The organism is Paenibacillus vini, from assembly GCF_018403325.1.
Taxonomy (GTDB): Bacteria; Bacillota; Bacilli; order Paenibacillales; family Paenibacillaceae; genus Fontibacillus; species Fontibacillus vini.
Genome location: NZ_BOSL01000078.1, coordinates 1 through 255, shown reverse-complemented (window position 1 = coordinate 255; position 255 = coordinate 1). Strand labels below are relative to the sequence as shown.

General features: G+C 57.6%; 1 rRNA gene. It reads right to left on the bottom strand.

Annotated features, from left to right (window positions below):
- Nucleotides 1-255, bottom strand: a 16S ribosomal RNA gene (locus KJS57_RS26240); the annotation flags it as partial.

The following is a 255-nucleotide window of genomic DNA, read 5'->3' as shown; positions in this document are numbered from 1 at the left end:
GCCTGCGCGCGCTTTACGCCCAATAATTCCGGACAACGCTTGCCCCCTACGTATTACCGCGGCTGCTGGCACGTAGTTAGCCGGGGCTTTCTTCTCAGGTACCGTCACTCCGCTAGCAGTTACTCTAGCGGACGTTCTTCCCTGGCAACAGAGCTTTACGATCCGAAAACCTTCATCACTCACGCGGCGTTGCTCCGTCAGACTTTCGTCCATTGCGGAAGATTCCCTACTGCTGCCTCCCGTAGGAGTCTGGGC